The organism is Cellulosimicrobium sp. NPDC030954 (genome assembly GCF_055571305.1).
Genome location: NZ_JBVIFN010000002.1, coordinates 173,403 through 188,053, shown reverse-complemented (window position 1 = coordinate 188,053; position 14,651 = coordinate 173,403). Strand labels below are relative to the sequence as shown.

13 protein-coding genes are annotated in these 14,651 nt (G+C 74.4%); 5 read left to right on the top strand and 8 right to left on the bottom strand.

Going from position 1 to position 14,651, the window contains the following annotated elements; genetic code table 11:
* Positions 1 to 276 precede the first annotated feature (276 nt).
* Genes ACZ402_RS05820 through cydC form a run of 4 tightly spaced genes read left to right on the top strand, consistent with a single transcriptional unit; the run spans position 277 to position 6,556 of the window.
* The gene (locus ACZ402_RS05820) at positions 277 to 1,791 is read left to right on the top strand and encodes a cytochrome ubiquinol oxidase subunit I (protein WP_375824538.1); all 1,515 of its coding nucleotides are present in this window, start codon (positions 277 to 279) and stop codon (positions 1,789 to 1,791) included.
* Positions 1,792 to 1,830: 39 nt separating this feature from the next.
* On the top strand, positions 1,831 to 2,943 hold the full coding sequence (gene cydB, locus ACZ402_RS05815; RefSeq protein WP_375824539.1) for a cytochrome d ubiquinol oxidase subunit II: 1,113 nt from the start codon (positions 1,831 to 1,833) through the stop codon (positions 2,941 to 2,943).
* Positions 2,940 to 4,730 (top strand): thiol reductant ABC exporter subunit CydD, encoded by a 1,791-nt coding sequence (gene cydD / locus ACZ402_RS05810; protein WP_375824540.1) that lies wholly within the window; start codon positions 2,940 to 2,942, stop codon positions 4,728 to 4,730. Before cydB ends, cydD begins: the two co-directional genes overlap by 4 nt.
* The gene (gene cydC / locus ACZ402_RS05805; RefSeq protein WP_375824541.1) at positions 4,727 to 6,556 is read left to right on the top strand and encodes a thiol reductant ABC exporter subunit CydC; all 1,830 of its coding nucleotides are present in this window, start codon (positions 4,727 to 4,729) and stop codon (positions 6,554 to 6,556) included. The genes cydD and cydC overlap by 4 nt, the downstream gene beginning before the upstream one ends.
* Positions 6,557 to 6,642: 86 nt before the next feature.
* Here cydC and ACZ402_RS05800 read toward each other — a convergent pair whose 3' ends face one another.
* From ACZ402_RS05800 to ACZ402_RS05790, 3 genes are read right to left on the bottom strand one after another with little or no spacing between them, the layout of a single operon-like run.
* Positions 6,643 to 8,046 (bottom strand): dipeptidase, encoded by a 1,404-nt coding sequence (locus ACZ402_RS05800; RefSeq protein WP_375824542.1) that lies wholly within the window; start codon positions 8,044 to 8,046, stop codon positions 6,643 to 6,645.
* Positions 8,043 to 8,576, bottom strand: a complete 534-nt coding sequence (locus ACZ402_RS05795) for a hypothetical protein (RefSeq protein WP_375824543.1) — start codon at positions 8,574 to 8,576, stop codon at positions 8,043 to 8,045. The genes ACZ402_RS05800 and ACZ402_RS05795 overlap by 4 nt, the downstream gene beginning before the upstream one ends.
* Positions 8,573 to 10,060, bottom strand: a complete 1,488-nt coding sequence (locus ACZ402_RS05790) for a glutamate/gamma-aminobutyrate antiporter GadC (RefSeq protein WP_375824544.1) — start codon at positions 10,058 to 10,060, stop codon at positions 8,573 to 8,575. The genes ACZ402_RS05795 and ACZ402_RS05790 overlap by 4 nt, the downstream gene beginning before the upstream one ends.
* A gap of 273 nt (positions 10,061 to 10,333) precedes the next feature.
* Between ACZ402_RS05790 and ACZ402_RS05785 the strand changes: the two genes are divergently transcribed.
* Positions 10,334 to 11,275 (top strand): NAD(P)-dependent oxidoreductase, encoded by a 942-nt coding sequence (locus tag ACZ402_RS05785; protein WP_375824545.1) that lies wholly within the window; start codon positions 10,334 to 10,336, stop codon positions 11,273 to 11,275.
* Between the two features lie 47 nt (positions 11,276 to 11,322).
* On the opposite strand, the gene mutM is transcribed toward ACZ402_RS05785, so the two are convergent.
* The 5 genes from mutM to ACZ402_RS05760 form a co-directional block, all read right to left on the bottom strand.
* Positions 11,323 to 12,276, bottom strand: a complete 954-nt coding sequence (gene mutM, locus ACZ402_RS05780) for a bifunctional DNA-formamidopyrimidine glycosylase/DNA-(apurinic or apyrimidinic site) lyase (RefSeq protein ID WP_375824546.1) — start codon at positions 12,274 to 12,276, stop codon at positions 11,323 to 11,325.
* Entirely contained in the window at positions 12,269 to 13,027 is a 759-nt protein-coding gene (gene rnc / locus ACZ402_RS05775; protein WP_375824547.1) for a ribonuclease III, read from the bottom strand. The genes mutM and rnc overlap by 8 nt, the downstream gene beginning before the upstream one ends.
* Positions 13,028 to 13,032: 5 nt before the next feature.
* The gene (rpmF, locus tag ACZ402_RS05770) at positions 13,033 to 13,227 is read right to left on the bottom strand and encodes a 50S ribosomal protein L32 (protein ID WP_021482203.1); all 195 of its coding nucleotides are present in this window, start codon (positions 13,225 to 13,227) and stop codon (positions 13,033 to 13,035) included.
* Between the two features lie 2 nt (positions 13,228 to 13,229).
* Entirely contained in the window at positions 13,230 to 13,787 is a 558-nt protein-coding gene (locus ACZ402_RS05765) for a YceD family protein (protein WP_375824548.1), read from the bottom strand.
* Between the two features lie 278 nt (positions 13,788 to 14,065).
* Positions 14,066 to 14,650, bottom strand: coding sequence for an ATP synthase subunit B family protein (locus tag ACZ402_RS05760; RefSeq protein WP_375824549.1), 585 nt, complete (start codon positions 14,648 to 14,650; stop codon positions 14,066 to 14,068).
* Position 14,651: the final 1 nt, after the last annotated feature.

The window sequence follows — 14,651 nt, the reverse complement described above, 5'->3', positions numbered from 1 at the left end:
GCCCAGTATCGCACAGGGGCGCGAACGAACCTCGGCGACACGCACCGCCGACCGGGCCACCGGTCCCGCCCGGTCGGGACCATGGTCCCGATCGCTTGTGAACATAGTCACAAGCGGCGTGTTTTCAGTACTTCGCGTCATCTCCCGGCCCGTCGATGGGGCAGATTGGGACCAGCGCCGACCTGCGGCGGCCCTCCCCGGACCGCCGCGACCGGTGCCTCGCCCAGCACCTCCCCCTGAAGCCCGCCGACCCCGTCGGCCCCCCGAGGAGCGCACGTGGAAGCCCTGGATCTCGCCCGGTGGCAGTTCGCCATCACGACCGTCTACCACTTCATCTTCGTCCCGCTGACGATCGGGCTGGCGCCGCTCGTCGCGATCATGCAGACGGCCTGGGTGCGCACCGGCAACGAGCGGTGGCTGCGCCTGACCAAGTTCTTCGGCAAGCTCCTGCTCATCAACTTCGCCCTCGGCGTCGTCACCGGCATCGTGCAGGAGTTCCAGTTCGGCATGAACTGGAGCGAGTACTCGCGCTTCGTCGGCGACGTGTTCGGCGCGCCGCTCGCGATGGAGGCGCTCGCCGCGTTCTTCATCGAGTCGACGTTCCTCGGCCTGTGGATCTTCGGGTGGGACCGCCTCAACAAGAAGGTGCACCTCGCGTGCATCTGGGCCGTGGCGATCGCGACCAACCTCTCCGCGTTCTTCATCCTCGCCGCGAACTCGTGGATGCAGCACCCGGTCGGCGCGATCTTCAACCCCGAGACCGGGCGCGCGGAGATGAACGACATCGGCGCCGTCCTCACGAACAACACCCTCTGGGCCGCGTTCCCGCACCAGATCACGGCGACCTTCCTCACCGCGGGCACGTTCGTCACCGGCATCGCCGCGTGGTGGATGGTCCGGCTGGTCCGCACCAAGAAGGCGGAGAACGTCGAGCTCGCGCGGGACGTCTACCGCCCGGCCGTCACCCTCGGCGTCATCGCCATGCTCGTCGGCGGGCTCGGGGTCGCCGTCTCCGGCGACATCCAGGGCAAGATCATGTACGAGCAGCAGCCCGGCAAGATGTCCTCGGCCGAGGCGCTGTGCCAGGGGCAGGAGGGCGCCGCGTTCTCCATCCTCACGATCGGCGACCTGTCCAACTCGTGCGAGAACGTCACGCACCTCATCGAGATCCCCGGTCTCGCGTCGTACCTCGGCACCGGCCACTTCTCCGGTCCCGAGTCCTACCTGCCCGGCGTCGAGGACGTCCAGGAGCAGATGACCGAGCGCTACGGCGACGTCACCGCCGCCGGCGACCCGGTCACGTACACGCCGAACCTCGCGATGACCTACTGGTCCTTCCGGCTCATGATCGGCATGGCCGCCGGCTCCGTGCTCCTCGCGCTCATGGCGCTGTGGCTCACCCGCAAGGGCCGTGTCACCGACAACGTGTGGTTCGCGCGCGTCGGGCTCATCGCCATCCCCATGCCGTTCCTCGCGAACTCGTTCGGCTGGATCTTCACGGAGATGGGCCGCCAGCCGTGGGTCGTCGCCCCGAACCCCACGGGCATCGACCAGATCCGCCTGCTCACCGAGCGGGGCGTGTCCACGGTGGTGAGCCCCGGCGTCGTCCTCACGTCGATGATCGTCTTCACGCTCCTGTACGGCGCGCTCGCGGGCGTCTGGTTCACGCTCATGCGCCGCTACGCGATCGAGGGGGTACCGCTGGTGGTGCACGACGAGTCGCCCGAGGCGCAGGAGCCGCCCGACGACGGCACCGAGGCCGCAGACCGCCCGCTGTCCTTCGCGTACTGACGCGCCCGGACCCGTCCAGAATCTCAGGAGGACACCACCGTGGATCTCGCCGTCGTCTGGTTCGTGCTCATCGCGGTCCTGTGGACCGGCTACCTCGTGCTCGAGGGCTTCGACTTCGGGGTCGGCATGCTGCTGTCGATCCTCCCGCGCGGTGACAAGGAGCACCGCGAGAAGGAACGCCGCGTCCTCATCAACTCCATCGGCCCCGTGTGGGACGGGAACGAGGTCTGGCTGCTCACCGCGGGCGGCGCGACGTTCGCCGCGTTCCCCGAGTGGTACGCGACCCTCTTCTCCGGCTTCTACCTGCCGCTCCTGCTCATCCTCGTCGCGCTCATCGTGCGCGGCGTGGCGTTCGAGTACCGCGGCAAGATCCGCGACGAGGGCTGGGCGCGCCGCTGCGACGTCGCGATCCAGGTCGGGTCGTGGGTGCCCGCCGTGCTGTGGGGCGTCGCGTTCGCCAACCTCGTGCGCGGCGTGCAGCTCGACGCCGACCACCAGTTCGTCGGCGGGTTCTTCTCGCTCCTGTCGCCGTTCGCGCTGCTCGGCGGCCTCGTCACGCTCAGCCTGTTCCTGCTGCACGGCTCGGTGTTCGTCGCGCTCAAGACCGACGGCGAGATCCGCGCCCGGGCCCGGCAGCACGCCTCGGTCTTCGGCGTCGCGGCGCTCGTGCTCGCGGGCGGCTGGGCCGTGTGGGCCCAGGTCGCCTACTCCGTCCCGTGGACGTGGGCCGCCGTCGTGCTCGCCGCGGGCGGCCTCGTGGCGGCGCTCGTCGCCAACCGCCGGGGCGCCGAGGGCTGGGCGTTCACCGCCTCCGCGGTGACGATCGTCGCCGCCGTCGTGCTGATCTTCGGGTCGATGTACCCCGACGTGATGCCCGCCGTCGACCCGGCGAACTCGCTGACGGTGCACGACGCGTCGTCGACCGACTACACGCTCACGGTGATGACCTGGGTCGCGGTGATCCTCACGCCGCTCGTCATCGCCTACCAGTCGTGGACGTACTGGGTGTTCCGCCGCCGCCTGTCGACGAAGGACATCCCGGCGCCCGCGGGCCTCTCGCTCAAGAAGGTCCGCGAGGCGGCGTTCGGCGGGGCGTCGTCGGGCGGCTCGGCCGGTCGCGGCCTCGGGGCCGGCGGGTCGGAAGACGCGTGAAGCCGCTCGACCCGCGGCTCCTGCGCCACGCGCGGGCCGCGCGAGGGTACGTCGTCCTGACGGCGGTGCTCGGGTTCGCCACGGCGGCCCTGGTCGTCGCCCAGGCGGTCGTCCTCGCGTCGGTCCTCGCGCCGGCGATCCAGGGGACGGCCGACCTGGCCGACCTCGGGCCGCGGGTCGGGCTCCTCGCCGCCGTCGTCGCGGCCCGGGCGGCGACGTCCTGGGCCCAGGAGCGGTTCGCGCTGCGTGCCGCGACCCGGACCGTGGCCGAGCTGCGCGAGCAGGTCGTCACGCACGCCGTGGCCCTCGGGCCGCGCTGGCTCGCGTCCGGGCGCGGTCCCGAGGTCGCGACGCTCGCGACGCGCGGGCTCGACGCCCTCGAGCCGTACATGGTGCGCTACCTGCCCCAGCTCCTGCTCGCCGCGACCGTCACGCCCGCGACGCTCGCCGTCGTGCTGGGCCTCGACTGGGTCTCGGCGGTGATCGTCGCCGTGACCATCCCGCTCGTCCCGCTCTTCATGGTCCTCGTCGGGCGCCTCACCGCGGGGACGTCGGAGCGGCGCCTCGTCGTCATGCAGCGGCTCGGCGCGCAGGTGCTCGACCTGCTCGCCGGGCTGCCCACCCTCCTCGCGTTCGGGCGGGCCCGGGGCCCCGAGCGGCGCGTCCGGGCGCTCGGCGAGGCCAACCGGCGCGCGACCATGGGCACGCTCCGGATCGCGTTCCTCTCCGGCATGGTCCTCGAGCTCCTCACGACGCTGTCCGTCGCCGTCGTGGCGGTGGGCGTCGGCCTGCGCCTCGTGCACGGGGGCATGGAGCTCGAGCCCGCGCTCGCGGTGCTCGTGCTCGCACCCGAGGTGTACCTGCCGCTGCGCCAGGTCGGGCTGCACTTCCACGCGTCCACCGACGGCATCGCGGCCGCCGAGCAGGCGTTCGCCGTCCTCGACGAGGAGGCGCCCGAGCCCGGGACCGCGGCCGCCCCGTCCCTCGCGGGAGCCACGCTCGCCCTGCGCGGCGTCAGCGTCCGCGCGGGCGACCGCGACGTGCTCGCCCCGGCCGGCCTCGACCTCACGCTCCGGCTCGGCGGGCCGGGCCGCGTCGTCGCCCTCACCGGACCGAGCGGGGCGGGCAAGACGACGACGGCGCTCGTCCTCCTCGGCCTCGTCCGCCCCGACCGGGGCACGGTCGTCCTGACCGGTCCGGGCGCCGACCCGCTCGACCTCGCCGACGTCGACCCGGCGACGTTCTGGCCGCAGGTGGCCTGGCTCCCCCAGCGCCCGGTGCTCGCCCCGGGGCGTCTGCGCGACGTCGTCGCGGGCGGCCTGCCCGTGACCGACGCCGACCTCGACCGCGCCGCGCGCACCGCCGGCCTCGACGCCGTGCTCGCGACGCTGCCCGACGGCTGGGACGCCGAGGTCGGACGCGGCGGCGTCGGGCTGAGCGTGGGCCAGCGCCAGCGCGTCGCACTCGCCGCGGCCCTGCTCGGCGACCCCGCGCGCGTCCCGCTCGTCGTGCTCGACGAGCCGACGGCCCACCTCGACGCGCGCGGCGAGCAGGTCGTGCTCGACGCCGTGCGGGCGTTCCGCGACCAGGGCCGGACCGTCGTCGTCGTCGCGCACCGCGCCTCGCTCGTCCGCGCCGCGGACGACGTCGTCAAGGTCCGCTCGACGCCGCTCGACGATCCGCCGGCACCCCCGGACGGCGGGTCCGACGACGCGGCCGCGCTCGCCGCGGCCACAGCACCCACACCCGCATCCGCACACGCATCCGCCGAGAGGAGGCACCCGTGACAGGCCCCCGACACCGCCTCGCCGCCGACCCGCTGTGGCGCGCCGTCGCCCTGCTCGACGTGCGCTGGCGCCGCGTCGTGTGGGCCGTCGTTCTCGGCACGCTCTCGCTCGGGAGCGCCGTCGGCCTCGCGGCCGTCGCCGCGTGGCTCATCGCGCGCGCCTCGCAGATGCCGCCCGTCCTCACGCTGTCCGTCGCGGTCGTCGGCGTACGAGCCTTCGGCATCTCGCGCGGCGTGTTCCGCTACCTCGAGCGCCTCGCCTCGCACGACGTCGCGCTGCGCGGCATGGCGGCCCTGCGCGCCAACCTCTACACCGCGCTGGCGGAGGGCTCGCCCGGCGCGCTCGTCGGGCTGCGGCGCGGCGACCTGCTCGCCCGGGTCGGCGCGGACGTCGACGCGGTGGGCGACGTCGTCGTGCGCGCGCTCGTCCCGGCGGGCATCGCGCTGGCGATCTCCGTGGGGTCCGTCGTGCTCGTCGGGGCGTTCCTGCCCGCCGCGGGCGTCGCGCTCGCGCTGTGCCTGCTCCTCGCCGCGGTCGTCGCGCCGTGGCTCTCCGCCCGCTCGGCCCGCGAGGTCGAGGCGCGCGGCGCCGCGACGCGCGCGGCCATGACCGCGACGACGCTCGAGATCCTCGAGCAGTCCGGCCCGCTCGCCGTCTCCGGACGTCTGGGCGCGCGCCTGGACGACCTGCGCGCGACCGACCGCGCCCTCGCCCGGGTGACCGACGACGGCGCCCGGCCCGCCGGGGTCGCGGCCGGGATCGCGGCGCTCGCCGTCGGGCTCGCCGTGCTGGCGTCGCTCCTGCTCGGCATCCCCGCCGTCACGGCCGGGACGCTCGCCCCGGTCGAGCTGTCGGTGATCGTGCTCACGCCGCTCGCCGTGTTCGAGGCCGCCAACGCGCTGCCCGCCGCAGCCGTCCAGCTCCACCGCTCGCGCCAGGCGGCGGCACGCGTCGTCGCGCTCCTCGACGGGTCGGCACCGCGCGCGGCCGCGACGGCCCGCGACCCGGAAGCCCCCGGTGCGGCGGAGGCGTCGCTCGTGCTCGACGGCGCCGCGGCCGGGTGGCCGGGCACGACGCGCGTCGTCGTGGAGGGCGTGGACCTGGACCTTCGTCCGGGTCGCGCCCTCGCGGTCGTCGGGCCCTCCGGCGTCGGGAAGACGACGCTGCTCGCGACCGCCGCGGGGCTCGTCCCCGCGCTCGCGGGCCGGGTGGCGCTCGACGGCGCCGAGGCGAGCGCCCTCCCCCGCGAGGACGCAGCGCGCGGCGTCGTGCTGGTCGCGGAGGACGGGCACGTGTTCGACACGACGGTGCTCGAGAACCTGCGCGTCGCGCGGGGCGACGTGACGCCGGAGGACGCTGCGGCGGCGCTGCGCGACGTCGGGCTGGCCGCCTGGCTGGAGGCGCTTCCCGACGGCCTCGAGACGCTGCTCGGCCCGGACGCCACGACCGTGTCCGGGGGCGAGCGCCGTCGTCTGCTCGTCGCCCGCGCGCTGCTGTCGCCGGCGCCGCTGCTGCTGCTCGACGAGCCGGCCGAGCACCTCGACGCGGCCAGCGCCGACGCGCTCGTGCGGCACCTCGTCGCGACGACGCGCGGACCGGACGGCGGGTCGGCGGGCGAGCCACGACGCGGCGTCGTCCTCGCGACGCACCGGCTGAGTGCGCTCGAGGCGGTCGACGAGGTGCTGCTCCTCGGTGTCCCGGAGGCCACCTCGGGGGACACGGCGGACGCACCGGCGCGGGTCGTCGCGCGCGGGACGCACGCCGAGCTGCTCGGGCTCCCCGCCTACCGGTGGGCGCTCGACCAGGAGGCACCCGCACCGCGGTAGCCGCGAGATCGACCCGTACGGCCGAGATCGGCCCTCGGAGGGCCGATCTGGAGACCGACAGGTCGATCTCGAGGTGTGCGGGTGGCTCAGCCCTCGCCGAGGCGCGCGAGGAACAGCGCCTCGCCGACCGCGAGGTTCTCGATCTCGCTCGGCGCGACCGACTCGTTGGGCGCGTGGATGAGGCACGCGGGCTCCTCGACGCCGAGCAGCACGATCTCCGCGTCCGGGTACTGCCCGGCCAGCACGTTGCACAGCGGGATCGACCCGCCCTGCCCCGCCGTGACCGTCTCGCGCCCGTACGCGTCCGCGAGCGCCGCCGTGAGCGTGTCGAACACGTGGCCGCTCGTGCGGGCTGCGAACGGCTGCCCGACGGCGTCGCGCTCCACGCGCACGCGGACACCCCACGGGGCGTGGGCCTCCAGGTGCGCCACCAGCTTCTCCTGGAGCTCCTGGGCGTCCGAGCCCGGCGGGACGCGCAGGTTGAGCCGCGCCGAGGCGCGGGGCTGGATCGCGGCGGCCGACCCGACGACGCTCGGCGCGTCGATCCCGAGGATCGTCACCACGGGGCGCGCCCAGAGCCGATCGGCGACGCTGCCCGTCCCGACGAGGCGGACGCCGTCGAGCACGCCCGCGTCGTGACGGAACTGGTCCTCGTCGTACGCGACGCCGTCCCACGTCCCGTGCGCGACGGCGTCCGGCACGCCGTCGATCGTCGTGTCGCCGTGCTCGTCGCGCAGGCTCGCGAGCACGGCGACGAGCGCGGCGAGCGCGTCGGGCGCCGCGCCGCCGAACATGCCCGAGTGGATCTCGCCCTCGAGCGCCTCGACGTGCACGACGACGTTCGCCGCACCGCGCAGCGTCACGGTGAGCGTCGGCAGGCCGAGCTCGGCGTTGCCCGTGTCCTGGATGAGCATCGCGTCGGCCGCGAGCGCCCCCGGGTTCGCCTCGACCCACTGGTCGAGACCGCCGGTCCCCTGCTCCTCCGAGCCCTCGACCACGAGGCGGACCCCCACGGGGTAGTCCTCGCCGCCGAGCGCGCGCAGCGCCCGGAGCGCGGTGAGGTGGGTGACGACGTTCCCCTTGCAGTCGGCGGCGCCGCGGCCGTAGAGCCGGCCGTCGCGCTCGGTGAGCTCGAACGGCGGGGTCGTCCACGCGGCGTCGTCGAGGGGCGGCTGCACGTCGTAGTGCGCGTAGAGGAGCACCGTGGGCGCGCCGTCGGGGCCGGGGCGGTGCCCGAGCACGACCTGCGACCCGTCGGGCGTGACCTCGAGACGCGTGTCAATCCCCTCGGCGCGGAAGGCGTCGGCGACCCACTGCGCGGCGCGCTCGCACTCGGCGCGCGGGAAGAGGCGCTCGTCGGCGACGGACGGGATGGCGACGAGCGTGCGCAGGTCGTCGAGCGCGCGGGGCACGAGCTCCCGTACGGCGGCGCGCACCTCCTCGACGTGACCGGCGCCGTCGGGTCGTGCTCCGCTGCCCTGCTGGCTCATGCGTCCTCCTCGGTCGGGCCGCCGTCGGCGCCCTCGGTGGCGTCACTGCCGGGCTCGGTCGTGCGGCCGGGGTCGAGGTCGAGGGAGTCGACGTAGGCGTCGAACGCGTCGAGCTGCTCGGGGCAGTAGACCTCGATGACGAGCCGGTCGCCCGCGAGGCGGCGCTCGTCGAGCACGGACGGACGCAGCCCCGGACCCGCCGCCCCGTTCGCGGCACCGAGGTTCGCGGTCGCCTCGACGAGGGCGGCCGGGTCGGTGCAGAACCCGCCGCCGTCGTCGCCGAGCACGTCGGCGATGGTCTCCTCGCTGAAGGCCGTGATCCCGATCTCGGCGAAGCGGTCGTGCAGCTCCGCCGCCTTCTGCTCGGCCTCGCGCGCGTCGCGGGTGGACCGCACGTTGTCGAAGACGATCAGCATGACCGCGCCGAGCGCGACCAGGAGCAGCGCGGCGGCCGTGTACGTCACCCACCGCTTGGACGAGGCCGGCTCGGGCACGTGCACGGGGACGTGGTCGGGGCGCGTCGAGCTCATGCCGCCTCGCCCTCCCCCGCCTCGTCCGCCGCAGCGATGGCCGCCGCCTCCGGGTCCTTCCAGGACGGCTTGCGCAGCAGGTAGAACAGCGCCGGGACGAGCAGGCCGATGATGCCGAGGCCGCCTCCCACGATGAGCACGTACACCCCGACGTTCCCGCTCGAGAACTGGGCGGGCGGCACGAACCCGATGATCATCGCGGCCACCGACGCGCAGAACCCGACGACGCACAGGAGCGTCAGCGCGGGGGCGCGGTAGCCGCGCGGGTGGTCGGGCGCCCGACGGCGGAGCCGCACGGCCGCGACGAACAGCAGCAGGTACATGACGAGGTACACCTGCGTCGTGATGACGGACAGGATCCAGTAGGCGCTCGACACGTCCGGGATGAACGCGTAGAGGAGCGCGATCCCGGTCGTGATGACGCCCTGCGTGACGAGGATGTTCTGCTGCACGCCGTGCTTGTTGAGGCGCTGGAGGAACGGCGGCAGGTAGCCCTCCTCGCGCGCGACGGTGAGCAGGCCCTTGGACGGCCCGGCCAGCCACGTGAGCATCCCCCCGAGGGACGCCGCGATGAGCATGAGACCGAGGATCGGCGTCAGCCAGCTCACGCCGAAGTTGGCGAAGAACGCGTCGAACGCCTGCATGACGCCCGCGGTGAGGCTGAGCTGGTCGGCCGGGATGACCCAGCTGATGGCGACGGCCGGCAGGATGAAGATGAGGAGCACGAGCCCGATCGCGAGGAACATCGACCGCGGGAACTCCGACGCGGGCTTGCGCAGGCTTGTCACGTGCACCGCGTTCATCTCCATGCCCGCGTAGGACAGGAAGTTGTTGACGATGAGCACGAGGGACGCGAGGCCCGTCCAGGCCGGCAGCAGGTGCTGCGCGTCCATCGGCGCGGCCGACGGGTTGCCCTGACCGAGGAACACGATGCCGAGCACGACGAGGATCGCGGCCGGGATGAGCGTCCCGATGATCAGGCCCCAGCTCGACAGCCCCGCGACCGTCTTGGTGCCCTGCGAGGAGAGCCACACGCCCGTCCAGAAGAGCACGACGATGACGATCGCCACGTACAGCCCGTTGCTCGCGAGGCTCGGGTTGATGACGTACGCGAACGTGCTGGCGACGTACCCGAGCAGGCTCGGGTAGTAGAAGATCGTCATCGCGAACTGGCACCAGATGGCGAGGAAGCCGAGCGGCTTCGACACGCCGTCCGCGACCCAGCGGTACACCCCGCCGGACCAGCCGGACGCCAGCTCGGCGGACACGAGCGACGTCGGCAGCAGGAACACGAGCGCCGGCACGACGTAGAGGAACACGGCCGCGAGGCCGTAGACCGCCATCGTCGGCGCCGCGCGCAGGCTCGCGACCGACGACGTGATCATGAACGCGAGCGTGAGCCAGGTGATGTAGTTCTTCGGCGTCCGTGCCGTGATCGCCGCGCGCACCTCTGCGTGCGTCGGCGCGCCCGTGGACGAGCCCATCCCCACCCCCGAAGCCGTGACCCCGCGGGGCCGACCGGGACGGCGCGCGGAGGGCGCGTCGTCGGAACATCGCGAACATATCCCCGGGGGCGGGGTCGCGCCTGCGGAAGCGCAGGTGGGAGCGCCGAGCGGCGCCAGGCCGGCGCCAGGCCGGCGCCGGGCCGCTACGGGACGGCACCGGGACGGCACCGAGACGGCACGGTGATACGTTCGCGGGGCGGCCCCGTCCCGCGCAGGGAGGCCGCGACCTCGACGGACCACCCGGGAGCAGCGTTGAAGATCCTCGTGCCCAGCACCATCGCCCTCGACGTGCGCGGCGGCCCGGGGGACGTCGTCGTCCGCTACGACGCCGCGGCGCCGCTGAGCCCCGAGGACGCCGACGCCGAGGTGCTCGTGGCGTGGGCGAACACGCCCGCGAACCTCGCGGACGCCGCCGCGCGGCTCACGCGCCTGCGCTGGGTCCAGACGCTCGCGGCGGGCCCGGACGCGGTGCTGGCCGCCGGGTTCGGCCCGGACGTGACGATCACGTCCGGGCGGTCGCTGCACGACGGCCCCGTCGCCGAGCACGCGCTCGCGCTCGTCCTCGCGGCGGTACGGCGCCTCGACGTGCTCGCGACGGCGCAGCGCGAGCACCGGTGGGACGCCGCCGTGAACCGGGCGCAGGCCGACCCCGCGACCGCCGGTCGGTACACGCTCGACGGCGCGCGCGTGACGATCTGGGGGTTCGGCTCGATCGCCGCGCGGCTCGCCCCGCTGCTCGCCGCGCTGGGCGCCGACGTGACCGGCGTCGCGAGCAGCCGCGGCGAGCGCCACGGGTTCCCCGTCGTGACCGACGACGACCTGCCGGACGTCCTCGCGACGACCGACGTCCTGGTCTCCCTGCTGCCCGCCCTCGACGCGACGCGGCACGCGTTCGACGCGGTCCGGATCGACCAGCTCCCCGACCACGCGGTCTTCGTCAACGTCGGCCGCGGCGCCACGGTGGACGAGGACGCGCTCGTCGCGGCGCTGCGCGACGGCCGCCTCGGCGGAGCCGCGCTCGACGTCGCCGAGACTGAGCCCCTGCCGGAGGCGTCACCCCTGTGGGACGCGCCGCGGCTGATCCTCACGCCGCACGTCGCGGGCAACCGCCCCCAGCGCGCGTCGGACCTCGTGAACGCCAACCTCGACGCGCTCCGCGCGGGCCGCGAGTTCCGCAACGTCGTCCCCCGCTGACCCCTGCGACGACACCGAGAGGGACGGAGCGCCGACGGCCGGACGAGCTACCAGCGACCGTTGCGGGGGCGCGACTGGCAGCGCGGGCAGGTGTACGACGAGCGGTTCATGAACTCGTCGCGGCGCACCGGCGTCCCGCAGCGCGGGCACGGCTCGCCCTCCTGCCCGTACACCGCGAGCGAGCGCGAGAAGTAGCCGGACTGGCCGTTGACGTTGACGTAGAGCGCGTCGAAGCTCGTGCCGCCCTGCACGAGCGCCTCCGTCATCACCTCGGCGGCGGCGTCGAGCAGGCGGTGCGCCTCCGGGCGGCGCAGCGTGTCCGTGGCACGCGCGAAGTGCAGGCGGGCGCGCCACAGCGCCTCGTCGGCGTAGATGTTGCCGACCCCGGAGACGACCGTCTGGTCGAGCAGGGCGCGCTTCACGCCGGTCCGACGACGGCGGATCGCGTCGACGACGTCGTCGCGCCGGAGCGCGGGGTCGAGGAGGTCGCGGCCGATGTGCACGACCGGGCCGGGCACCGCGGCGAGGTCCGAGCCGAGACCGCCCGGGGCACCGTCGGGCGTGGGCACGAGGTCCTGGACGGACAGGTGCCCGAACGTGCGCTGGTCGACGAAGTCGAGCGCGAGCGCGCCCGCCGGGCCGGCGCCGTCGGGCTCGAGCACGAGGCGCACACGCAGGTGCGGCGACCGTTCCCCGAGGCCCGGCCCCGAGCGCACCAGGAGCTGGCCCGACATCCCGAGGTGGGCCAGCAGCGCGGCCGCGGGGCCGTCGTCGGGCCCGTCCGTCGGTCCGCCCGGGACGAGCGGGAGCCAGAGGAACTTGCCGCGGCGCACGGCGGCGTCGAGCCGCTGGCCGAGGAGCTGGTCCCGGAAGTCGGCCGGGCCGCCGTCATGGCGCCGCACGCTGTAGTCGCGCAGCACCTCGACGTCGACGACCCGGGAGCCCAGCACGTGGCGGTCGAGGCCGTCGCGGACGGTCTCGACCTCGGGCAGCTCAGGCACCGGCGTCCTCGGCCGCCTCCACCGCCGTGGTCACGCGCCCGTCGGACGGCTCCGGCTCCGCGCGCTCGGCCGCCAGGGCGCGGTAGGCGCGCTCGGCGGCCTCCTGCTCGGCGTACTTCTTGGCGGTGCCGCTGCCGGTCCCGTAGAGCCGGCCGTCGAGGTGCACGTACGAGGTGAAGACGCGCGCGTGGTCCGGCCCGACGGCGTCGCTCGAGTAGGAGGGGGCGCTCAGCCCTGCGGCGGCGGCGGCCTCCTGGAGCGACGTCTTCCAGTCGAGCCCCGCGCCGAGCCCCGCCGCGGCCGACAGCGTCGGCTCCACGAGCCGGAGCACGAGACCGCGTGCGGGCTCGAGCCCGTGGCTCAGGTAGACCGCGCCGATGATCGCCTCGACCGTGTCCGACAGGATCGAGTCCTTGTCGTTGCCGCGCGTGCGGATCTCGCCCTTGCCGAGCAGCACGTACTGGCCCAGGCCGAGCCGGCGCGCGATCGCGGCGAGCGACTTCTGCGAGACGGTCGCGGCCCGCATCTTGGCGAGCTCACCCTCGGACAGGTCGGGGTGGCGGCGGTAGAGGGTCTCCGTGACGACGAGGCCCAGGACGGTGTCACCAAGGAACTCGAGACGCTCGTTCGTGGGGATGCCGCCGTTCTCGTGCGCGAACGACCGGTGCGTGAGCGCAAGCACGAGAAGCTCGGGGTCCAGATGGACCCCGAGCTTCTCGAGAAGACCGGATGCCGGTGCAGCCGGTGCCACGCGCCTCAGCCTGCGTGCTCGGTGCGCAGCGCCTCGGCGTACTGGCGGCCCTTGTAGGTACCGCACGTCGGGCACGCCGCGTGCGACAGCTTGTCGCCCTTGCACTGCGGGCAGGTGGTGAGGTTCGCGGCGGTCGTCTTCCACTGCGAACGACGCGCACGGGTGTTGCTGCGCGACATCTTGCGCTTCGGAACAGCCACGGCTAGCTCTCTTTCGTCTCGTCGGACACGTTCGAGGTGTCGAACATGCTCTCCAGCGCCGACCACCGAGGGTCGACAAGGTCGTGCGTGTGCCCCGGGTCGTCCGCCAGACGCGCTCCGCACTCGGAGCACAGCCCCGGGCAGTCCGCTCGGCACACCGGACTGAATGGTAGTGCAGTGACGACCGAATCCCGTAGCGCGGGCTCGATGTCCGCGAGGTCGCCGTCGAGGTCGTACACGTCCTCGGCGTCCTCCAGGTCGTCGCCCGACTCCTCCGCGGCCTTCGCCCGCTCGGGGTAGGCGAAGAGCTCCGCGAGCTCGACCGTGACGTCCTCGTGGACCGTGTCGAGGCAGCGCACGCACTCCCCGACCGCGCGGCCGGTCACCGTCCCGGAGACCAGCACGCCCTCCATGACCGCCTCGAGGCGCAGGTCGAGCTCGAGCTCGCTGCCCTCGGGGATGCCGATGACCGCGGTACCGAGGTCGGCGGGCGCGGGGACGGTCGCGACGACCGTCCGCATGCTCCCGGGTCGCCGACCGAGCTCGTGCGTGTCGAGCACGAGCGGCGACGTCTTCTCGGCGGTGATGGCGCGCTCCAGGATCGGAGCCCACGGGCGTGGGAGCCCGCGGACGGATGGTCAACGATGGTCGGGGGCCGACGGCCGCTCGACGGCGACTGCCAGGCACAGGCCGACGCGCGACGCGCCGAGCCGAACATCGATCTTACGTCACCGGACGGCACGGCCGCCACCTGCCGACGACCCGCGGCCGCGGCCCACCACCGGACGGCCGACGGTCGTCCGCGCCGCGGTCGCCCGGCACCGGCCCGGCGAGGACCTCAGCGCCCCGCGCGGTCGTTCGTGCGCTCGCGCATCGTCGCCGGGAACGGCGACTCCTCCGGCTCACCCGCACGCTCCCCGAGGCGGTCCGCGAGCTTCGCCCGCCCGCCCTGGACCTGCGCGAGCAGCTTGCCGAGGTCGACCTCGAAGTCCGCGAGCCGGCGGTCGCAGTAGTCGTCGGCGTCGCGCCGGAGCACGGCCGCGGCCTCGTCGGCCTCGTCGACGATCTCCCGGGCGCGCGACTCCGCCTGGACCACGACCTGCTCCGCCTGCACGAGCTCGATCGCCCGCGCCCGCGCCGTCGTGAGGATCTCCTCCGCCTGCCGGTGCGCGTCCTCGAGCACGGCGTCCGCCTGGGCGAGCACCTCGTCCGCGTGCGCGAGCTGCTCGGGCAGCGCGCCGCGCAGCTCGTCCAGGAGCGCGACCGCGTCGCCCTTGTGCACCAGCACCGACGACGACATGGGCATGGCGCGCGCCGTCTCCACGAGGTGCGTCAGGTCGTCGAGGATCGCGTTCAGCCCGACCTGCGCCTCCTCCGTCGCGCGGTCCTCGTGCGTCACCCGCCGGTCCTGCTGCTCGCTCACG

Coding starts and splice junctions, on each gene's coding strand:
- ACZ402_RS05800 (WP_375824542.1), bottom strand. CDS start 8,046: ATGAGCCAGCAGGGCAGCGGAGCACGACCCGACGGCGCCGGTCACGTC.
- ACZ402_RS05795 (WP_375824543.1), bottom strand. CDS start 8,576: ATGAGCTCGACGCGCCCCGACCACGTCCCCGTGCACGTGCCCGAGCCG.
- ACZ402_RS05790 (WP_375824544.1), bottom strand. CDS start 10,060: ATGGGCTCGTCCACGGGCGCGCCGACGCACGCAGAGGTGCGCGCGGCG.